Annotated in this window: 20 protein-coding genes; 12 read left to right on the plus strand and 8 right to left on the minus strand. The window is 71.1% G+C overall.

Annotation, left to right across the window (positions count from 1 at the left end; translation table 11 throughout):
* The first annotated feature begins 294 nt into the window (after positions 1-294).
* The gene (locus HD597_RS46520) at positions 295-1,023 is read left to right on the plus strand and encodes a phytanoyl-CoA dioxygenase family protein (protein ID WP_253753025.1); all 729 of its coding nucleotides are present in this window, start codon (positions 295-297) and stop codon (positions 1,021-1,023) included.
* A 563-nt stretch (positions 1,024-1,586) separates the two neighbouring features.
* Here HD597_RS46520 and HD597_RS46525 read toward each other — a convergent pair.
* Positions 1,587-2,417 (minus strand): aspartate/glutamate racemase family protein, encoded by an 831-nt coding sequence (locus HD597_RS46525; protein WP_253753027.1) that lies wholly within the window; start codon positions 2,415-2,417, stop codon positions 1,587-1,589.
* A 96-nt stretch (positions 2,418-2,513) separates the two neighbouring features.
* Here HD597_RS46525 and HD597_RS46530 point away from each other — a divergent pair, with 96 nt between their 5' ends.
* Positions 2,514-3,071: a helix-turn-helix domain-containing protein gene (locus tag HD597_RS46530; protein ID WP_253753029.1), complete on the plus strand. Its 558-nt coding sequence runs from the start codon at positions 2,514-2,516 to the stop codon at positions 3,069-3,071.
* Between the two features lie 536 nt (positions 3,072-3,607).
* Here the strand turns inward: HD597_RS46530 and HD597_RS46535 are convergent.
* The 4 genes from HD597_RS46535 to mshA all read right to left on the minus strand — a co-directional run bounded on the left by HD597_RS46535 (position 3,608) and on the right by mshA (position 6,680).
* A complete protein-coding gene (locus HD597_RS46535; protein ID WP_253753031.1) occupies positions 3,608-4,351 on the minus strand; it encodes a phosphoglyceromutase in 744 nt (247 codons plus the stop codon).
* 125 nt (positions 4,352-4,476) lie between these two features.
* A complete protein-coding gene (locus HD597_RS46540; RefSeq protein WP_253753032.1) occupies positions 4,477-4,854 on the minus strand; it encodes a hypothetical protein in 378 nt (125 codons plus the stop codon).
* Between the two features lie 54 nt (positions 4,855-4,908).
* Complete coding sequence (locus HD597_RS46545; protein WP_253753034.1) at positions 4,909-5,388, minus strand: type III secretion system chaperone family protein; 480 nt, start codon at positions 5,386-5,388, stop codon at positions 4,909-4,911.
* Positions 5,389-5,405: 17 nt separating this feature from the next.
* Entirely contained in the window at positions 5,406-6,680 is a 1,275-nt protein-coding gene (gene mshA, locus HD597_RS46550) for a D-inositol-3-phosphate glycosyltransferase (protein ID WP_308210835.1), read from the minus strand.
* A gap of 129 nt (positions 6,681-6,809) precedes the next feature.
* Between mshA and HD597_RS46555 the strand changes: the two genes are divergently transcribed.
* The 3 genes from HD597_RS46555 (at position 6,810) to HD597_RS46565 (ending at position 11,204) form a co-directional block, all read left to right on the plus strand.
* Entirely contained in the window at positions 6,810-7,553 is a 744-nt protein-coding gene (locus HD597_RS46555) for an SDR family NAD(P)-dependent oxidoreductase (RefSeq protein WP_253753037.1), read from the plus strand.
* Positions 7,546-8,343 (plus strand): class I SAM-dependent methyltransferase, encoded by a 798-nt coding sequence (locus tag HD597_RS46560; RefSeq protein WP_253753039.1) that lies wholly within the window; start codon positions 7,546-7,548, stop codon positions 8,341-8,343. The genes HD597_RS46555 and HD597_RS46560 overlap by 8 nt, the downstream gene beginning before the upstream one ends.
* Positions 8,344-8,459: 116 nt before the next feature.
* Positions 8,460-11,204 carry an AbfB domain-containing protein gene (locus HD597_RS46565; RefSeq protein ID WP_253753040.1) on the plus strand — a complete coding sequence of 915 codons (2,745 nt, stop codon included), beginning with the start codon at positions 8,460-8,462 and terminating at the stop codon, positions 11,202-11,204.
* Between the two features lies 1 nt (position 11,205).
* Here HD597_RS46565 and HD597_RS46570 read toward each other — a convergent pair whose 3' ends face one another.
* Positions 11,206-11,709 carry an O-acetyl-ADP-ribose deacetylase gene (locus HD597_RS46570; RefSeq protein ID WP_253753042.1) on the minus strand — a complete coding sequence of 168 codons (504 nt, stop codon included), beginning with the start codon at positions 11,707-11,709 and terminating at the stop codon, positions 11,206-11,208.
* Between the two features lie 99 nt (positions 11,710-11,808).
* On the opposite strand from HD597_RS46570, the gene HD597_RS46575 reads away from it, so the two are divergent.
* The 5 genes from HD597_RS46575 (at position 11,809) to HD597_RS46595 (ending at position 14,529) form a co-directional block, all read left to right on the plus strand.
* Positions 11,809-12,165 (plus strand): BlaI/MecI/CopY family transcriptional regulator, encoded by a 357-nt coding sequence (locus HD597_RS46575; RefSeq protein ID WP_080043346.1) that lies wholly within the window; start codon positions 11,809-11,811, stop codon positions 12,163-12,165.
* Positions 12,162-13,067 (plus strand): M56 family metallopeptidase, encoded by a 906-nt coding sequence (locus HD597_RS46580; RefSeq protein ID WP_253753043.1) that lies wholly within the window; start codon positions 12,162-12,164, stop codon positions 13,065-13,067. Before HD597_RS46575 ends, HD597_RS46580 begins: the two co-directional genes overlap by 4 nt.
* Before the next feature lie 9 nt (positions 13,068-13,076).
* The gene (locus HD597_RS46585; protein WP_308210984.1) at positions 13,077-13,619 is read left to right on the plus strand and encodes a helix-turn-helix domain-containing protein; all 543 of its coding nucleotides are present in this window, start codon (positions 13,077-13,079) and stop codon (positions 13,617-13,619) included.
* Positions 13,620-13,622: 3 nt separating this feature from the next.
* Positions 13,623-14,039, plus strand: coding sequence for a hypothetical protein (locus HD597_RS46590; protein WP_253753046.1), 417 nt, complete (start codon positions 13,623-13,625; stop codon positions 14,037-14,039).
* A 121-nt stretch (positions 14,040-14,160) separates the two neighbouring features.
* A complete protein-coding gene (locus HD597_RS46595; RefSeq protein ID WP_253753048.1) occupies positions 14,161-14,529 on the plus strand; it encodes a DUF2516 family protein in 369 nt (122 codons plus the stop codon).
* Between the two features lies 1 nt (position 14,530).
* Here the strand turns inward: HD597_RS46595 and HD597_RS46600 are convergent, their stop codons facing one another.
* Entirely contained in the window at positions 14,531-15,154 is a 624-nt protein-coding gene (locus tag HD597_RS46600) for an SGNH/GDSL hydrolase family protein (protein ID WP_253753050.1), read from the minus strand.
* A 40-nt stretch (positions 15,155-15,194) separates the two neighbouring features.
* Between HD597_RS46600 and HD597_RS46605 the strand changes: the two genes are divergently transcribed.
* The gene (locus HD597_RS46605; RefSeq protein WP_253753052.1) at positions 15,195-15,929 is read left to right on the plus strand and encodes an alanyl-tRNA editing protein; all 735 of its coding nucleotides are present in this window, start codon (positions 15,195-15,197) and stop codon (positions 15,927-15,929) included.
* On the opposite strand, the gene HD597_RS46610 is transcribed toward HD597_RS46605, so the two are convergent.
* Complete coding sequence (locus HD597_RS46610) at positions 15,926-16,837, minus strand: TetR/AcrR family transcriptional regulator C-terminal domain-containing protein (protein ID WP_253753054.1); 912 nt, start codon at positions 16,835-16,837, stop codon at positions 15,926-15,928. The two genes, HD597_RS46605 and HD597_RS46610, sit on opposite strands and share 4 nt — an antisense overlap.
* 107 nt (positions 16,838-16,944) lie before the next feature.
* Here HD597_RS46610 and HD597_RS46615 point away from each other — a divergent pair, with 107 nt between their 5' ends.
* Positions 16,945-18,027, plus strand: coding sequence for an FAD-dependent monooxygenase (locus HD597_RS46615; protein WP_253753056.1), 1,083 nt, complete (start codon positions 16,945-16,947; stop codon positions 18,025-18,027).
* The last annotated feature ends 21 nt before the right edge of the window (positions 18,028-18,048 follow it).

Consider the following 18,048-nt stretch of genomic DNA (forward strand, 5'->3'; position numbering starts at 1 on the left):
TGACGGGAGCTCGTCGATCGCGTCGTGGACCGAGAGGTTCGCATCGGAGGACGGCCTGGAGGCGGCCTGGGCGCGACCCTGGAGACTTCCGGAGGGGCACTGGAGGCGTCCGGGGGGCCTGGAGGCGGCCGGAGGGGCCTGGAGGCGGTCTGGAATCACCCCGACGACGGTCCGGAATCGCCCGGAGAAGGCCAGGAAGCGGCCCCGGGCGGGCCCGGAGACGGCCAAGGAGCGCCCTGGAAACGGCCTGGTGGCGGCGGAAAAGCGATGGACAGCCTCGGTAGCGTGCTCAACATGGACAGCATTGACGTCGAGCAGTTCGTCCGCGACGGCTTCGCCAAGCTCGAAGGCATCGTGCCGCGGGAGGTCGGCGATGCGGCCAGGGCCCTGTTGTGGCAGCGGATCGGCCTGTCGCCGGACGAGCCCTCCGGGTGGACACAGCCGGTGGTGTGGACGGCCGACCTGACCGGCGAGGGGCCGTTCGGGCAGTTCATGGCCAGCCCGAAGCTGCACGCGGCCCTGGACGCCGTCGCCGGCCCGGGCGGATGGCATCGACGCGGCGCCGTCGGCAACATCCCGGTCCGCTTCCCCCGGGTGCCTCCGGCCGACGACCGTGGGTGGCACATCGACTCCAACACCATGCGCGCCGACGGCACCTGGGGAGTGAGCACACGCCCCGGCACCCTGCTGCTCCTCGTGCTGTTCTCCGAGGTCGGCACCGACGACGCACCCACCCGCATCCGCGCGGGATCACACCGGGACATGGTCAAGGTGCTGGAGGAGGGGCAGGTGCTCGACCCCATGCAAATGGGGCCGATCTTCGACGAGGTGGGCCCCGACCGGCCGCTGGCACTGGCGACCGGCAGCCCGGGCGACGCCTACGTGGTGCACCCGTTCACCGTGCACGCCGCGCAGGAGCACCTGGGCACCGAGCCGCGGTTCATGGCGCAGATGCCGGTGCTCCTGACCAAGCCGCTGACGCCAGGAGACGCCACGCCGCTCGCGCGCGCCATCGACTGGTGAGGCCCTCACCTCATGGTTCGGTACGCGAAGCAGCCTTGCCTGCCTCACCGTTCGAAGGCGCGAGACAAACACGCCGCCCTGCCTCAGAAGCCGAAAGCGTGAGGCAGGGCGGCTCGCCTCGCCATCCGAAGGGGTTGCGTCCCGTCGGGTGTGTAGATCGGGCTACGAACGGCGCGAAGCAGGAACGGCCTACCGCAGGATCCAAAAGCGCGAAGCAGGAACTGCTTGCCTGACGATCCGAAAGCGCGAAGCAGGAGCGGCTTCGTCACGATTCGCGAGCGGGGAGGTGACCGAGCCGGCCTGCCTCGTTCCATACCCGAGGGCGCGAGGGTGCCAAGCCCGTGCGGGCGGAGGCCCAGCATGGCTCGCCGCCCGTTGAATGAGTGATCACGTCAACGAAGCGATGCGATTCGCTCACTATCGACCGCAGAAGGGGTCACCAGGCGAGAGTCGTAACCGACGCGGTCTGACGGCCGGTGTCATCTCATCGGGCTGAGGCGCCGGCCCTCTCCTTCATCCTCCCCCATCGCCTCAAGAGATTCGGACTCCGGACCCCCGCCATCTCATTCCGTGAGCCCCTCCAAGCCGCCACGCCAAGTCGGGAACGGGCTCAAGCCGACGGCTGTGTCGTAGGCGGCGGTCGACAGGAGGCGGGTCGAGTCAAGCGTGGGGAGCGGCGAGTGCTCCGGCTCGACGAGGAGGGGTATCTCGGTGCAGACCAGCGCTACGGCGTCGCAGCCGCGGGCGGCCAGCCGCTCGATGACCTTGACGTACGCGGCACGGGATTCGTCGGTGAACACGCCGTTGACCAGCTCACTGAAGATGATCTCGTTGACCACCTTGCGATCTGAGGCGTCCGGCACCTCGAAGGCGATCCCCCTGGCGCCGAGGGCGCGGGGATACACCGCGCCCTCCATCGTGTAGGCGGTGCCGAGGACCCCCACGCGCGTGCGTCCGTCGCGGGCGGCCTGATCGGCCACCACCTCGGCGATGTGCAGGCCCGGCAGGGCCAGAGCCGGGCCCGGGCGTTCGAGCGCCAGGTGGGCGGTGTTGTCGGGGCAGATGAAGAACTCCGCTCCCGCCCGGGCCAGCCGGTCCACACTGACCGCGAGCGTTTTGCGTACCGCGTCGTGATCGCCCGCGTCCCAGGCGGGCATGCTGCGGCCGAACGGGATGTAGTCGAGGGTCACGTCGGGGTGGTCGTGCTCGCCGAGACGCTGGAAGCCCTCCTGGCAGAAGGACAGGAAGCTCAGCGCCGCACCCTCGGTGCTGTGCGCGAGGATGCCGAGATGTCGCATGTGCGGTGGCGGCAGGGCGACGGCTCGGCCCTGCTCCTGCGGGTGGTGCCTGCTGCCGGTGTCGAGCGGTCGACTCCGGCTTGCTGGGTCGCGCACGTGCCCCCCTGTTCGGTATATCGGAACGCTCGACCGCTATAGTGGACCGGGCATGGGTGTTCGTCAAATCGAACGAATGGAAGCGTGGAGCGAACGGTGGCGGATGACAGACCTCCCTTCGACCGGATCGCGGCGGCGATCAGGCGCGAGCGTGACCGCGCCGGGATGTCGCTGACGGAGCTCGCGAGACGCTCAGGCCTGGCCAAGTCGACGCTCTCCCAGCTCGAAGCGGGCACCGGGAACCCGAGCCTTGAGACGCTCTGGGCCCTCGGAGTGGCGTTGGGCGTCCCGTTCAGCCGGCTGGTGGATCCGCCGCGCCCCGCGGTGCGGCTGATCCGCGCCGGCGAAGGGCCGGCCGCCCACTCCGGCCAGGCCAACTACACCGCGACGCTGCTGGCATCCAGCCCGCCCGGGGCCCGCCGCGACCTCTACAGGATCGAGGCGCAGCCGGGCGAGTCGCGGCGATCGGAGCCGCACATGCCGGGGACCGTCGAGCACCTCGTCATCGGGGCGGGGCGGGCGCTGGCGGGGCCCTTGGACGAGCCGGTCGAGCTGGGGCCCGGCGACTATCTGTCCTATCCGGGCGATGCGCCGCATGTCTTCACCGCGCTCGTACCCGATACGGCCGGGGTGATCGTGATGGAACACGTCTGAGCGGGATCACGGTAGCCGGGATGCACCGGGTGGAGATGCCGGGCTGAGGGCGCGGAGGGGGAGGGCACGGGCAGATTGAAGGCGCGGACAGGACGCGGGCTGGGTCAGGGCGCATGGCGGGCCGAAGGCTCGGACGCGGGCAGGGCGCGGACTGTGGTGAGGGCGCATGGCGAGCTGAAGGCTCGGACGGGCTGAAGGCGCGTGGCAGGCGTAACGCACAGAGAGTGGCAAGTGGCGGATCACGAGCGGGCTTCGCTGTGTGCGGGTGTCCACGCCTGTGGTTCTTCAACCTGAGCAACTTTCCGCGGCTCGGGGCCGAGGGTGGTTCGTGCGTGACCAAGCGCCGGGGAGCGGGAGCGGCCGGCAGGCCCCTCGACCGGGGGTGTGGGGCCTGCCCCCACAAGGCGCTGCCTGAGGCTGCGTCGTGCGAAGCGCGCCCTCGGGCGAAGACCGAGCAGTTGAAATGGGGGTGTGGGGGGCAGTGCCCCCCACAAGGCGTCGCGCGAAGCGCGCCCCCGGGAAGACCGAGCAGTTGGTCAGCGGCCCTGGTTGGCGACGGCTTCGATGGCGGCCTTGGCGGCCTCCGGGTCCAGGTACTTGCCGCGAGGGGTGGTCGGGCGGTAGTCGGCGTCGAGGTCGTACAGGAGGGGGATCCCCGTCGGGATGTTGAGGCCGGCGATCTCGTCGTCGCTGATGCCGTCCAGGTGCTTGACCAGGGCGCGCAGGGAGTTGCCGTGGGCGGCGACGAGGACGGTGCGGCCGGCGGCCAGGTCGGGGACGATCTCGTCGTACCAGTACGGCAGCATGCGGTCGACCACGTCCTTCAGGCACTCCGTGCGGGGCATGAGCTCCGGCGGGAGGAGGGCGTAGCGGGGGTCACCGGCCTGGGAGTACTCGTCGTCGTCGGCGATGGGGGGCGGCGGGACGTCGTACGAGCGCCGCCACAGCATGAACTGCTCCTCGCCGAACTCCTCCCTGGTCTGGGCCTTGTTCTTGCCCTGGAGGGCGCCGTAGTGGCGTTCGTTGAGCCGCCAGCTGCGCTTCACCGGGAGCCAGATCAGGTCCGCTTCCGCCAACGCCAGCTGGGCCGTCTGGATGGCCCGGGTCAGGAGGCTGGTGTGGACGACGTCCGGGCGCAGCCCGGCTTCCTGGAGGAGCTTGCCGCCGCGGCGGGCCTCGTCCTCGCCCTTGGCCGAAAGGCTCACGTCCACCCAGCCGGTGAACAGGCCCTTCGCGTTCCAGTCACTCTCGCCGTGCCTAAGCAGCACCAAAGTCGCCATGAGGCCAATCCTATGGTTTGGGAAGTGCGCGAGGTGGAGGGCCGTGCCTGAGGAGGGGCGTGCCTGGTGGGAGGAGGTGCGGCGGGATCAGGGCCGCGCCTGGCGAGTGGAGGTGCGGTGAGGGTTCAAGGCCGTGCCTGGGCGGTGAGGGGTGGTGCGACCGCGGTGAAGAGGTCCCAGCCGTCGAGGTGGGCCGTCAGCGGGTCGTCGCTGTCCCAGCCGCGGAGGGTCGCCTCGTCCAGCAGGGCTCGTACGGTGCCGGGTTCGTGCAGGTTCAGCCACAGGCCACCGGCGCCGACCGCTCCGGAGTGCGCCAGCAGCCGTCCCGGCCCCTCCTGGAAGACGATCAGCAGGCGCCCCCGCGCCCCGCTGCGCCGCAGCCTGAGCGTCTCCCGGCACTCGCGCGGCCGGCCCTGCTCGTCGCGGTGGTTGTGGGCCACCACCCAGAGGAAGGTCTCGTCGCCGGCCACGAGCCGCCGCGGTCTCTTGCGACTGCGGGCCATGGGTCAGCGGTCGGGGTCGGGGTCGGCGTCGGGGAAGCGGGCGAAGGCCATGGGTCAGCGGTCGGGGTCGGCGAAGCGGGCGAAGGCCTGGAGGTTGGCGAGGGATTCGCCGCGCTTGGCGCGCCAGGCCCACTCCCGCCGGATCGAGGTGGCGAAGCCCAGCTCCAGCGCCCGGTCGAACCACTCGTCCGAGTACGTCAGCACGCACCCCAGCAGCCGGTCCACCTCCTCCTCGGTGACCGCGGCCAGTGGCACCCGCCCCACGAGGTAGACGTCACCCACGGGGTCGAGGGAGAAGTGCACCCCGTACATGGACCCGTTCTTGCCCAGCAGCCACCGGTAGAACTCGGTGTGGTTCTCGTCGGGCTGGCGGCAGAAGAAGGCTTCGACGTGCAGCACCCTCTCACCCACGATCAGCCAGGTCATGGTGGCGAGCTTGTGCTGTCCGGGCAGTTTGACCAGGAACGCCCCGGGCCGCGGCTCGTCGTAGGAGACGTCCGCGGCCTTGAGCGCGGCTTCGACGACATCGCGCATGACGACCAGAATAAAAGTCAGGACACGGCCACGGGCACTTTGTGCATGTGGGCGATGGCTCCGGCGTACACCTCCATGAGGCGGGAGGCGGTGGCCTGCCAGCCGAACGCGGCCGCGTGGGCGCGGGCGCCTTCGGAGAGCTGGTCGCGCCAGAGGGGGGCGGTGACGAAGCGGCGCAGCGCCTGCGCCCATTCGGCCGGGTCGTGGCCGTCGACGAGCAGGCCGGAGACCCCGTCGCGGACGGCGGTGCGCAGCCCGCCGACGGCGGCGGCGGCCACGGGGGTGCCGCAGGCCTGCGACTCCAGCGCCACCAGGCCGAACGACTCGCTGTAGGAGGGGACGACGGTGACGTCCGCGGCCCGGTACCAGTCGGCCAGCTCCTCCTGTGGCGCGGGAGGTACGAGCCGGACGACGTCGGCGATGCCGAGCTCGGCGGCCAGGTCCGTCAGCAGGGAGGGCCGGGCCAGGCCGTTGCCGGAGGGGCCGCCCACGCAGGCGACGACCAGGCGGGAGCGCAGCGACGGGTCGTCGATGAGCATCCTGGAGGCGGCGCGCAACAGCACGTCGGGGGCCTTGAGCGGCTGGATGCGGCCGACGAACAGCAGGACGTGGGCGTCCTGCGGGAGCCCGAGCCGGTGGCGGGCGGCGCCCTGCGAGGCGGGCTGGAAGCGGGTGAGGTTGACGCCGGGGTTCACGACGGCGACGCGCTGCTCGGGGGCGCCGTACAGGTCGATCAGCTCGCGGGCCTCGTCGGTGGTGTTGGCGACGAGGCGGTCGGCGATCTCGACGACCTGCTGCTCGCCGACCACGCGGGCCTGGGGCTCGGGTTTGTCGCCCTGGGCGAGCAGGAGGTTCTTGACCTTGGCCATGGTGTGCATGGTGTGCACGAGGGGCACGCCCCAGCGTTCCTTGGCCAGCCAGCCGACCTGGCCGGACAGCCAGTAGTGGGAGTGGATGACGTCGTAGCGGCCCGGGTCGTACATGGCCTCGGTGCGCAGCACCTCCGACAGGAAGGCGCAGAGCTGGGCGGGCAGGTCGGCGCGGTCCATCTCCTCGTACGGCCCGGCCGTGAGGTGGCGGACGAGGACGCCGGGGGCGAGCTCGGCCACGGGCGGCAGGTCGCGGGCGGTGGCCCGGGTGAAGATCTCCACCTCCACCCCGAGCTGGGCCAGTCGTCTGGCGGACTCGACGATGTACACGTTCATGCCTCCGGCGTCGCCCGTTCCGGGCTGGTCCAGCGGCGATGTGTGCATGCTGATGGTCGCGACCCGGCTGACCCGTCGTCGCCTCACCCGACTTCACCTCCGAAGTGCCTCACTCGACACCACCTCCAGACGGAATACAACTATCCCGAATTTTTCGACATTCCCGACAGACGGTCACAACTGGGCGTAGGGAGGCCACCTCCTAGGATGTGGAGCATGCGGAAGACGGCTGTGGTGACCGGTGCTAGCAGCGGGATCGGAGAGGCGACCGCGCGGCGCCTCGCCGCCGAGGGATACGACGTCGTCGCGGGCGCGCGGCGCCGCGATCGGCTCGACAAGCTGGCCGCCGAGGTGCCCTCGATCAGGCCCGTGATGTTGGATGTGACCTCTCAGGAGTCGGTCGACGCGCTGGCCGCCGGCCTGGAGCGCTGTGACGTGCTGGTCAACAACGCCGGGGGCGCGTTCGGCCTGGAGCAGGTGACCGACGCCCGGTTGGCCGACTGGCAGCACATGTACGACGTGAACGTGCTCGGCTCCCTACGCATGACCCAGGCGCTGATCCCCAAACTCGTCGAATCGGGCGACGGCGTGCTGGTGATGCTCACCTCGACGGCCGGGCACGGCGCGTACGAGGGCGGGGGCGGCTACGTCGCGGCCAAGCACGCCCAGCGGGCCATGGCCGAGACCCTCCGCCTGGAGCTGGTGGGGCAGCCGGTGCGGATCGTCGAGATCGCGCCGGGGATGGTGCAGACGGAGGGGTTCGCGGTCACCCGCTTCAGGGGCGACCAGGAGGCGGCTGCCCGCGTGTACGAGGGCGTGCCGAACCCCCTCACCGCGGACGACATCGCCGACGCGATCGCCTGGTCCGTGACGCGCCCGGCCCACGTGAACGTCGACCGCATGATCATCCGCCCCCGGGCCCAGGCCGCGCAGCACAAGGTGCACCGCGTCAGTGGCTAAACCGGTCGGGACGATCACCCGGGGCACGACCGGCCACAACCGGCTGCGGCGCTGCGACCGCTGGATCGCGGCGGTGCACGGCCCGCTGCTGCGCGGCGCGGCCGGCGGGCGGCCGCTGGTGGTGGACCTCGGGTACGGCGCCTCGCACACCACCACGCTGGAGCTGTTCACCCGGTTGCGCCGGGTGGCGCCCGGCGTGGAGGTGGTGGGCGTCGAGATCGACCCGGCCAGGGTGGCGCTGGCCAAGCCGTACGAGCGGGAGGGGCTGAGCTTCCGGCTGGGCGGCTTCGAGTTGCCCGTCCCGCGCCCGCCGGCGCTGGTCCGCGCGTTCAACGTGCTGCGGCAGTACGGCGAGGACGAGGCGTGGCACTACTGGGACGTGCTGACGGGCAGGCTGGCCCCGGACGGCGTGCTGGTGGAGGGCACCTGCTCCGAGAACGGCCGGCGGGCCGTGTGGGTGGGGCTGACGGCCGGCGGACCGCGGACGATCACGATCGCGGCGCGGTTCGACGCCTTCGAGCGGCCGTCCGACCTGGCCGACCGGCTGCCGAAGACGCTCATCCACCGGAACGTGCCGGGTGAGCGGATCCATGCGTTTCTGAACGACTTCGACCGCGCCTGGGCGGTCAGCGCCCCCTACGGGGCACATGGGCAGCGGCAGCGCTGGCTGGCCGCCGTGGGCGTGCTGGCCGAGTCCTGGCCGGTCCCGACGCATCCGCCCCTGGGCGGTCCCGGCCGGTGGCGGCTCGGCGAGCTGACGCTTCCCTGGACGGCCGTCGATCCCCGGTAAGCGGTCTGTTTCGCGCAGGTGATCTGCGGTATATGGTCACAGTGCGATCTAACTCGTTCAAGTTCGGTCGCAACCTGTCGGGGGAAGTCAGGCACGGTCCTCGTCAAGGAGCCGAGATGAGCAGATTCTCAGGCTGGGCCCGCCGCCTCACCGCGGTGCTGGTCCTCTCAGGAGCAGTCGTCGCCTTACCCGTGCAGGAGGCGCTGGCCGCGCCCCCGCTCACCACCCCATGGACCGCCGAGGTCACCCCGGACAACGCCCTGCCGGAGTATCCGCGGCCCCAGCTCGTACGCTCCGAATGGCAGAACCTCAACGGCCTGTGGCAGTTCGCCGCGACCGGCTCCATCACCACCCCGCCGACCGGCCAGAACCTCGCCGAGCAGGTGCTGGTCCCGTACCCGATCGAATCGGGACTCTCGCGCATCCAGCGGCACGAGGACCGCATGTGGTACCGCAGGACGTTCACCGTGCCCGCCGGCTGGTCGGGACGGCGCGTCCGGCTCAACTTCGGCGCTGTGAGCTGGGAGACCAGGGTCTGGGTGAACGGAACCGCGGTCGGCGCCCACACCGGCGGCTACGACCCGTTCGGATTCGACATCACCCCGGCCCTGCGCTCCGGCTCGAACGAGCTCATCGTCGGCGTGTACGCCCCCGTGGACGCCACGGGCGCCCCCATCGGCAAGCAGCGCCGCTCCCCCGGCGGCATCTTCTACACCGCGCACTCCGGCATCTGGCAGACCGTGTGGATGGAGCCGGTCAACGCCGCGAGCATCACCCGCCTCGACACCACTCCTGACGTCGCGGCCGGGCGGCTCGACCTCGTCGTGCAGGCGACGGGCGCGTCGGGACAGCAGGTCAGGGCCGAGGTGCTGACCGGCGGGAACGTGGTAGGGACGGCCACCGGCGCCATCGGCGCGCCCCTGCGGGTGCCGGTCCCGAACGCCCGCCTGTGGACGCCCGACGACCCGTTCCTGTACGACCTGCGCGTCACGCTCACCGGCACCGGCGGCGGGGACGTCGTGACCGGCTACTTCGGCATGAGATCGGTGGGCAAGGCCATGGTCGGCGGCGTGCTGCGCCCCACGCTGAACGGCCGGTTCGTCTTCCAGCTCGGCACCCTCGACCAGGGCTACTGGCCCGACGGCATCTCCACCGCCCCCACCGACGCCGCCCTGCGCTTCGACCTGGAGCAGCAGAAGGCGCTGGGCTTCAACACCGTGCGCAAGCACGTCAAGGTCGAGCCCGCCCGCTGGTACTACTGGGCCGACCGGCTCGGCCTGATGGTCTGGCAGGACATGCCCTCGATGCGCACCGGCACCGGCCCCTCGGCGGCCGACAGGACGAACTTCGAGAGCGAGCTGCGCCGCATGGTGGACCACCTGCGCGGCATCACCTCGATCGTGCAGTGGGTGCCGTTCAACGAGGGCTGGGGCGAGTACGACCCCGCCCGCATCGCCGACCTGGTCAAGAGCTGGGACCCCACCCGGCTGGTCAACAACAACTCCGGCTCCAACTGCTGCGGCTTCGACGGCGGCAACGGCGACGTGGTGGACGACCACATCTACGTCGGCCCCGGCACGCCGCAGCGGCCCAGCGCGACCAGGGTGGCCGTGCTCGGCGAGTTCGGCGGCCTCGGCCTGCTCAGCCCCGGCCACCAGTGGCCCGGCACCGGCTTCGCGTACGAGATGACCTCGAACGCCACGGCGCTGACGGGCCGCTACGTCTCGATCAACGAGCAGCTCAAGCCGCTCATCGCGGGCAACGGCCTGTCCGCGTCCATCTACACCCAGCCCACGGACGTCGAGAACGAGGTCAACGGCCTGTGGACGTACGACCGCCGGGTGCTGAAGATGGACGCGGAGCGCGTACGCGCCGTCAACCGCTCGGTGATCCAGGCCGCGACCGGCCTGACGGCGGGCGGCCTCGTCTCGCTGCGCGTCACCACCGCCGGCCACACCGACCGCTTCCTGCGCCACCAGGACGGCCTGGCCCGCACAGACGTGATCACCGCGGGCGGCACCGACACGCTGAAGCTGGACGCCACGTTCTGGGCCCGGCCCGGCCTGGCGAACGCCACCTGCTTCTCCTTCGAGTCACGCAACTTCCCCGGCCACTACCTGCGGCACGCGAGCTCCCGGGTGCGCAAGGACGCGCGCGACGGCACGGCCCTGTTCGACCAGGACGCCACGTTCTGTGCCCGCGCGGGGCAGGCGGGCACCGGCGTGTCGCTGGAGTCGCTCAACCAGCCCGGCGCCTACCTGCGCCACCACAACGACGCCGTCCACATCGCGCGCAGCGGCGGCCCCAACGCCTGGGACACCCCCACGTCGTTCGCCGCCGACGTCACCTGGCTGCCGGACACGCCGTGGTGGCGCAGCGGCGCGGGCCTGACCGTGGGGGCCGCCCAGTCGCTGCGGGTGACGACGCCGGGGTTCACCGACCGGTACCTGCGGCACCAGGACTCGCTGGCGCGCACCGACGTGGTGAGCGCCGGCAGCGCGCAGCTCCTCAAGGAGGACGCCACGTTCTTCGTGCGGCGGGGGCTGGCCGAGGGCAGCTGTTACTCCTTCGAGTCGCGCAACTTCCCCGGCCGCTACCTGCGGCACGCCGACTTCCGGGTGCGCAACGACGCGCGCGACGGCACGGCCCTGTTCGACCAGGACGCCACCTTCTGCGCCCAGCCGCCCAGGGCCGGGGGCGCCGGGGTGACGCTGGCCTCGTACAACATCGCCGGCCACAACGTCAGGCACTTCGCGGAGGCCGTGTACATCGCGGTGCCGGGCGGCTCGCACGCCTTCGACTCGGCCACCAGTTACGAGCAGGACGTGACCTGGGCCGTGGCGCCGCCGTGGGCGCCGTGATCTAGAGCCGCGCCTCGAAGACGGCGTACGCGGCGGCGTCGAACAGCACGAACCGCACGTCGTCCACCCGGGCGCCCGCCGTCCGGACCGTCTCCAGGGCGATCCGGGCGGCGTCGTCCATGGGCCAGCCGTAGATGCCGGTCGAGATCGCGGGAAAGGCCACCGAGCAGGCGCCCAGCGTGTCGGCCACGCGCAGCGACTCCCGGTAGCAGGAGGCCAGCAGCCCGGACCGGTCCTCGGAGGCGGAGTGGACGGGGCCGACCGTGTGGATGACCCACCGGGCGGGCAGCCGGCCGGCCGTGGTCGCCACGGCCTGGCCGGTCGGCAGGCCCCTGCCGTAGTGGCCGGCGCGCAGCTTCCTGCACTCCGCCAGGATCTCGGGGCCGCCCCGGCGGTGGATCGCGCCGTCCACGCCTCCGCCGCCCAGGAGGGAGGAGTTGGCGGCGTTGACGACGGCGTCGACCCGCTGCTCGGTGATGTCGCCTTGGACCAGCGTGAGCTTCATCTCACTCAGCCTGTCAGCGACGGGCGGCGCACGCCACTTCCGGCGAACTGTGCCGCCCCGAATGCCAGCTCGACGCTTTGTAGAGCTACCCTGAAGGGCGTGAAGGGTCTTGGCGAGCTTGAACGCAGCATCATGGACATCCTCTGGGCGGAGAGCAACGCGCTGACCGCCCGCGAGGTCGGCAGGCTGATTGCCGACCGCGACCTGGCCCCCACCACGGTCATGACCGTCCTCGACCGCCTCACCCGCAAGGGCTTCCTCGAGCGCACCCGCGACGGGCGCGCATGGCGGTACCAACCGGCGGAAAGCCGCGACGCATACATCGCTGAGCTTATGCTGGAGGCGTTGGACCTGACGGGCGACCGCTCGGCCGCCCTGACCCGCTTCGCCCAGGCCGTGTCGGGCACGGAGGCGGAGATCCTGCGCAGAGCCCTTACGGAGCTGGAGGAAGAGTGATCACGGCAGCGGCGCTGGCAGCGCTCGCCACGGCGTGCGCGGTTGGCTCCTGGCGTTTCACCACGGCCGGGTGGACCTCGCGCGCCCCCCGGCTGGCCATCATTCTCTGGCAGTCCCTCGGCGTGTGCTGGGGCCTGGCCACCACGGGCGCGATGCTCGCCTTCGCCGTCCAGCCGTACGACGACGGGGTGCTGCCCGGTCTGATCGCTTTCGCGCGGGGCGAGACGCCCGCGCAGGAGTGGGACGCGCTGCACGTGCTGGCCCTGATCGCGGGGCTGACCGCGCTGGCCGTGCTGGTCGCGGTGCTGCTCACCGCGGGCGTGCAGGCGTTGCGGGCCCGTCGCAGGCACCGCATGCTGCTGGCGCTGATCTCCCACGACGATCCGGGCGTGCCCGGGGTGCGGGTGCTGGCCCATCCCAGCGCCGCCGCGTACTGCGTGCCGGGGCTGCGCTCGCAGGTCGTGGTCAGCGAGGGCGCGCTCAAGCTGCTGTCGGAGGACGAGCTGGCCGCCGTGCTCGCGCACGAGGCCGCCCACGTACGCGAGCGCCACGACCTGGTGCTGCTGCCGTTCGCCGCGCTGCGCAGGGCTCTGCCCTGGTCGAAGGTCGTGGCCGACGCGCAGGCGCAGGTCGAGCTGCTGGTCGAGATGGCGGCCGACGACCGGGCCCGCCGCTACTGCTCGCCGCGCCGGCTGGCCACGGCGCTGCTCAGGTTCGGCACCGCGGGCGCCATGCCGACGCCCCACGGCATGCTGGGGGTGCACGTCCACAACGTCATGGCCAGGGTCGATCGCCTGATCAAGCCCGCTCCCGAGCTGGCCACGTCGGTGCGTTACGGCTTCATCGCCCTGTCTGTGACATTGATCACCGCCGCACCCTTCCTGTGGGTTATCCAGCTCTGATGCTTGCTGGTGTTAACCATCGCGTTTGCAATTGCAAGCACCGCGGGGCAGACTGTCGGCATGGCACTACCCAAAGTCGGCTCGATCGGTGAATACATCCGCGACCAGCGGCAGCAGGCGAAGATCTCGCTGCGCCAGCTCGCCGCGGCGGCCGGGGTCTCCAACCCCTACCTGAGCCAGATCGAGCGCGGCCTGCGCAAGCCGAGCGCGGAGATTCTCAACCAGATCGCCAAAGGTCTGCGCATCTCCTCGCAGGCGCTCTACGTGCAGGCGGGCCTCATCGAGGACCGCGAGCCGCCCAGCGACGTGATCACCGCGATCAGGGCCGACGCGCATCTCAGCGAACGGCAACGCCAGGTGCTGATCGACATCTATGAGTCGTTCCGCAAGGAGAAGCACGCCGAGGACGAGCAGACCTCCCAGAATGCCCGCCCCCGGAGTGACTCCGATTCGGACGACGCGCCGCTGCCCGAGGAGTTTCTCGCCGCTCTTGAGCCCTATGCGGCGACCTCACGCAACGGCGACGTCACCCAGGAAACCAAGGAAGGTTAACCCATGACGCTGGCCACCGAGGTCAAGAAGCTCACCGAGTCCAAGCCGTTCTACGCCATCACCGGTGTCGGCGACTTCGCCGTGGAGAAGCTGCGCGAGCTGCCCGGGCAGCTCAACAGGCTGCAGTCGCGCCGCACCGAGATCGCCAAGGACCTGCCGGTCAAGGCCCGCGAGTACGCCGACAAGGCCGAGGGCTTCGCGCGTGACCTGCCCGAGAAGGCCCGCGAGTACGCCGACCAGCTCACCCTCAAGGCCACGGAGGTCTACGAGGACTTCGCCACGCGCGGCCGCAAGGTCGTCAGCCAGGCGAGCGGCACGGCCGCCCTGGAGCTCGAAGAGGTGTCGGAGGCCGCCGAGCCGGCCGTCGCCGAGCCCGTCGAGCCGGTCAGGAAGACCCGTTCCACCAAGGCCCAGGCCTGACCCACCCCCGGGCCCGTCTCCTCGGAAGGGAGACGGGCCTTTCCGTTCGGGGTGCCCCTATGTCGGGGGCGCCTATTAGGCTGAAGCCGTTTGCATCACGGCGTTGGGCGGAGACGACTACATGGACATGATCAACGGGGTCTTCAACCTCCTCTTCCTGGTGCTCGCCGTGGCCATTCTCGGCATGTCGATCTACGCGCTCGCGCACGCGCTCCGGGTGCCGGCCAACGCGTTCGTCTCGGCGGGCAAGCTGCAGAAGAACCTGTGGCTGCTGATCCTCGGGCTGGCCACGCTGTTCTCGGCCGCCGGGGCGTTGAGCTACTTCCAGGCCTTCATGGTGGTCGGCGGCGCCCAGTTCATCGGCATCGGCCTCGGGCTGTTCTCGATCGCGGCCGTCATCGCGGCCACGATCTACGTCGTCGACGTCAAGCCCGCCGTCAAGGGCATGGGCGGCGGCCGGGGCAACAACGGCCCCTACGGCCCCTGGTAGGTCAGGCCAGCTCGGCCGCCAGCCAGGCGGCCAGGCCCTCGTGCCCGGCGAGCGTGGGATGCACGCCGTCGGGCAGGACCGCCTCCTTGGGCCAGCTCCTGCGCATGGGGTCGAGGAACGACACCTTCCCGGCCCTGGCCGCCTCCGCCACGGCGTCGCGCACCCCGTACGCCTTCTTCGGCGGCTCCCCCATCCAGATGGGGCCGACCACCACCGTCCTGGTCTCCGGCCAGTGCGCGCGCACCTCGGACAGCAGGCTCGCGGCGGCCCCGCGCACCCGCTCCGGGCTCCAGCGCCGGTCGTTGTGGCCGCCCGAGATGACCAGCAGGTCGGGGGCGGGGCGCCAGGCCAGCTCCACCTCGAACGAGCGCTGGAACGTGCGGCCCGCCCGTCCCTCGTTGCAGAAGCCGGTGCCGCCCGCGCCCGCGATGATCGGCTGCCAGCCCAGCAGCCGGGCGGTCTGCGAGGCGTACGTCTGCCACGGCGGGACCGGGCCCGACCCGACCGTGAAGCTGTCACCCACGAACATCATCACCGGCGCCTGCTGCTCGGCGGGCGCCGGCTTCGCCGCGAAGGCGCACGAGGGCAGCCCCAGCACCGCGACGAGCACCACGACGCGTCTCATCAGGCCACGCATGACCACCTCAGGGCACTAGGCTGCCGATATGAGCACCGATCTCCACGGGCGCACCGAAAGACTGGAACTGTCCGACCAGAACCTGCGCGACTTCGAAGCCGTCGTCCTGGACGCCACACCCGAGGGAATCGTGCTGAGCAGGTCGGCATTCTATCCGGGTGGGGGCGGCCAGCCGGCGGATCACGGCGTTCTGATCTGGCAGGGCGTGGAGACCCGCATCGTGGGGGTGCGCAAGGGCGACGACCTTCACCTGATCCCGGCGGAGGGCGACCCGATCCCGCCGGCCGGCACCGCGGTCAGGGCCGCGGTGGCCGACGAGCGGCGTTCGGCCCTCATGCGTACGCACTCCGGCCTGCACGTGCTGTGCGGGGTGGTCTTCCGCGACTACGGCTGCCTGGTCACCGGCGGCAACATGGACGAGCTCAGCGCCCGCATGGACTTCAACCTGCCCGAGGTGCCTCCCGGCTTCAAGGAGGCCGTGGAGGACGCCTGCAACGCCGAGATCGTCGCCGACCGGCGCATCGACGTGCGGGTGCTGCCCAGGGCGGAGGCGTTCACCATCCCCGACCTCATCCGCACGGCGACGAACCTGGTGCCGGAGACCGTCCAGGACGTGCGCATCGTCGACATCGTCGGCCTGGACACGCAGGCCGACGGCGGCACGCACGTGGCCTCCACCAAGCAGATCGGGCGGATCAGGGTCGCCAAGATCGAGAGCAAGGGCCGCGGCTTCCGCCGCCTGCGCATCCAGATCTCCGACTAGCGGGGCTCGACCAGCCTCGTCAGCCCGTCGAGCAACGACCGGAGCCCGAACTCGAAGAGCCGGTCGAGGTCGAGGTCGAAGTCGCCCAGCTCGTCGAGCAGCCGCGAGAAGGCCGGATTGGCCGCCTTGATGTCGCCCAGGAAGCCCTCCTGCCCGGTCATCCACTCCTCGTCGGTGATCCCCGTGTCGGCCCTGGCGCGCTGCTCCAGCTCGATGTGGGCCGCTATCCCCTGCACGAAGCTGTAGACGAGGATCATCACGTACATCCGGGTGGCGGCGTCGAGACCGGTCTCCTGCAGCACCTCCATGACGTACTCCGAGTGCCGCAGCAGCGCCTCCGAGGGCACCGGCCGGGTCAGCGGCGTGGCTCGGGCCATCCACGGATGCGCCCGGTAGGCGGCCCACTGCACCCGCGCCGAGGTCTCCAGCCGCCCCCGCCAGCCCTCAGGGCGCTCCGACGGCAGCGGGAACTCGGCGAACGCCGCGTCCACCATGAGCATGACCAGGTCGTCCTTGCCGCCCACGTGCCGGTAGAGGGACATGGTGGCCGCCGCCAGCCGGCCCGCGACGGCGCGCATCGTCAGCTCTGACAGGCCCTCCGCGTCGGCGATCTCGATGGCGGCGCCGACGATGCGCCGCCGCGTCAGCTCGTGCTCGGCCGTCGCGCCCGGCCGGGGCCTGGCCGGCTCGCCGGGCCGCTCCGCCACGACCGTGCCCACGCGCGGCTCGGCCACCACCACGCCCTCGCGAGCCAGCAGCGTCAGCGCCTTGGCGGCCGTGGCCAGGGCGACGTTCCAGTCTCTGGCGAGTTGCCTGGTGGAGGGCACACGCTCGCCCGGGCGAAGCCGGCCGTCGGCGATCCGCTGCTTGATGTCGGCCGCGATGCGGGCGTGGGGCGTGCTGCTCATCCATCCTCCTGTACTAGTACAGATCTTGCCACTATACCCTTGCCACCTGCTGTATGTACTACGTACATTCAGTTTTGCGTACAACGTCAACACACAGGAGCGCACTCATGAAGAAGGTTCTCGTCTCCGGCGCGAGCATCGGCGGCCCCGTCCTGGCGTACTGGCTGGGGCGGCACGGGTTCGACGTGACGGTGGTCGAGCGGGCGCCCGCGCCCAGGAAGGGCGGCCAGGCGGTGGACATCAGGGGCGCGGCGCTGACCGTGGTCGAGCGGATGGGGGTGCTGGAGCAGGTCCGCGCGCTGCGCACCACCATGCGCGGCATGAACATGCTGGACGGCGACGGCAACGAGCTCATGCGCAGCGAGGAGGAGACGCTCAGCGGCGGCCGGTTCGACAGCCCGGACGTCGAGATCATGCGGGACGACCTGAACCGCATCCTCCTCGGCGCCTCCGCGAGCGCCCGCTACGTCTACGGCGACTCGATCGCCACGCTCGGCGAGGACGGCGAGGTGACCTTCGAGGGCGGGTGGGGCGAGCGCTACGACCACGTCATCGGCGCCGACGGCCTGCACTCCAACGTGCGCCGGCTGGCCTTCGGCCCCGAGGAGCAGTATCTGCACCACCTCGGCACCTACGTCTCCATCTACACCGCCGGCAACTTCCTCGGCCTCGACCACTGGCAGACCTGGTTCAACGCGGGCGAGGCGGGCGGCGCGCTGTTCAGCGACCGCGACCCGGCCGAGATGCGGGTCAACCTCGGCTTCAGGGCCGATGTGATCGACTACGACTACCGCGATCTCGACCAGCAGAAGCGGCTGATCCAGGAGCACTGCTCGCAGGTGTGGGAGGCGCCCAGGCTGCTGGAGGCCATGTGGAAGGCCGACGACTTCTACTTCGACTCCATGGCGCAGGTGAAGATGGAGCGCTGGACGAAGGGGCGGGTCGCGCTGGTGGGCGACGCCGGGTACTGCGCCTCGCCGCTGTCCGGGCAGGGCACGAGCCTGGCGCTGGTGGGCGCGTACGTGCTCGCGCAGGAGCTCGGCGCCGGCGGCGCGGACGCCTTCGAGCGGTACGAGGAGCGCATGCGCCCGTTCGTCGCCGCGAACCAGGCGCTCGCCCACGAGAACCCCGGCCAGGGTGCCGCGCCGGAGAGCGTCCAGCGGGCGGCCAACAACATCACTCTGACCTGAGCAGGTACGAACCGATACGAT

Source organism: Nonomuraea thailandensis (genome assembly GCF_024172165.1).
Taxonomy (GTDB): domain Bacteria; phylum Actinomycetota; class Actinomycetes; order Streptosporangiales; family Streptosporangiaceae; genus Nonomuraea; species Nonomuraea thailandensis.

Coding starts and splice junctions, on each gene's coding strand:
- HD597_RS46520 (WP_253753025.1), top strand. CDS start 295: ATGGACAGCATTGACGTCGAGCAGTTCGTCCGCGACGGCTTCGCCAAG.
- HD597_RS46535 (WP_253753031.1), bottom strand. CDS start 4,351: ATGGCGACTTTGGTGCTGCTTAGGCACGGCGAGAGTGACTGGAACGCG.
- HD597_RS46540 (WP_253753032.1), bottom strand. CDS start 4,854: ATGGCCCGCAGTCGCAAGAGACCGCGGCGGCTCGTGGCCGGCGACGAG.
- HD597_RS46545 (WP_253753034.1), bottom strand. CDS start 5,388: ATGCGCGATGTCGTCGAAGCCGCGCTCAAGGCCGCGGACGTCTCCTAC.
- HD597_RS46555 (WP_253753037.1), top strand. CDS start 6,810: ATGCGGAAGACGGCTGTGGTGACCGGTGCTAGCAGCGGGATCGGAGAG.
- HD597_RS46565 (WP_253753040.1), top strand. CDS start 8,460: ATGAGCAGATTCTCAGGCTGGGCCCGCCGCCTCACCGCGGTGCTGGTC.
- HD597_RS46570 (WP_253753042.1), bottom strand. CDS start 11,709: ATGAAGCTCACGCTGGTCCAAGGCGACATCACCGAGCAGCGGGTCGAC.
- HD597_RS46590 (WP_253753046.1), top strand. CDS start 13,623: ATGACGCTGGCCACCGAGGTCAAGAAGCTCACCGAGTCCAAGCCGTTC.
- HD597_RS46595 (WP_253753048.1), top strand. CDS start 14,161: ATGGACATGATCAACGGGGTCTTCAACCTCCTCTTCCTGGTGCTCGCC.
- HD597_RS46600 (WP_253753050.1), bottom strand. CDS start 15,154: ATGAGACGCGTCGTGGTGCTCGTCGCGGTGCTGGGGCTGCCCTCGTGC.
- HD597_RS46605 (WP_253753052.1), top strand. CDS start 15,195: ATGAGCACCGATCTCCACGGGCGCACCGAAAGACTGGAACTGTCCGAC.
- HD597_RS46610 (WP_253753054.1), bottom strand. CDS start 16,837: ATGAGCAGCACGCCCCACGCCCGCATCGCGGCCGACATCAAGCAGCGG.
- HD597_RS46615 (WP_253753056.1), top strand. CDS start 16,945: ATGAAGAAGGTTCTCGTCTCCGGCGCGAGCATCGGCGGCCCCGTCCTG.